Here is a 266-nt window from a genome sequence, read left to right on the forward strand (position 1 = left end):
ACATGTCTTGCGGAAGTAGTTCAGTGGTAGAATACAACCTTGCCAAGGTTGGGGTCGCGGGTTCGAATCCCGTCTTCCGCTCCAATTTTCAATATGACATGCCGGGGTGGCGGAACAGGCAGACGCACAGGACTTAAAATCCTGCGGTGGGTGACCACCGTGCGGGTTCGACCCCCGCCCTCGGCACCATATGCGCCCGTAGCTCAATTGGATAGAGCGTTTGACTACGGATCAAGAGGTTAGGGGTTCGACTCCTCTCGGGCGCG

Annotated in this window: 3 tRNA genes; all 3 read left to right on the forward strand. The window is 57.1% G+C overall.

The annotated features are described in order from the left end of the window. Positions 1 to 9 precede the first annotated feature (9 nt). The 3 genes from ACQGSG_RS29415 (at position 10) to ACQGSG_RS29425 (ending at position 266) form a co-directional block, all read left to right on the forward strand. Positions 10 to 84, forward strand: a tRNA-Gly gene (locus tag ACQGSG_RS29415). Positions 85 to 100: 16 nt separating this feature from the next. Then, positions 101 to 189, forward strand: a tRNA-Leu gene (locus tag ACQGSG_RS29420). A gap of 3 nt (positions 190 to 192) precedes the next feature. Next, positions 193 to 266, forward strand: a tRNA-Arg gene (locus ACQGSG_RS29425).

The sequence above is a fragment of the Bacillus sp. GMa5/1 genome (assembly GCF_050172015.1).
GTDB lineage: Bacteria > Bacillota > Bacilli > Bacillales > Bacillaceae_G > Bacillus_A > Bacillus_A cereus.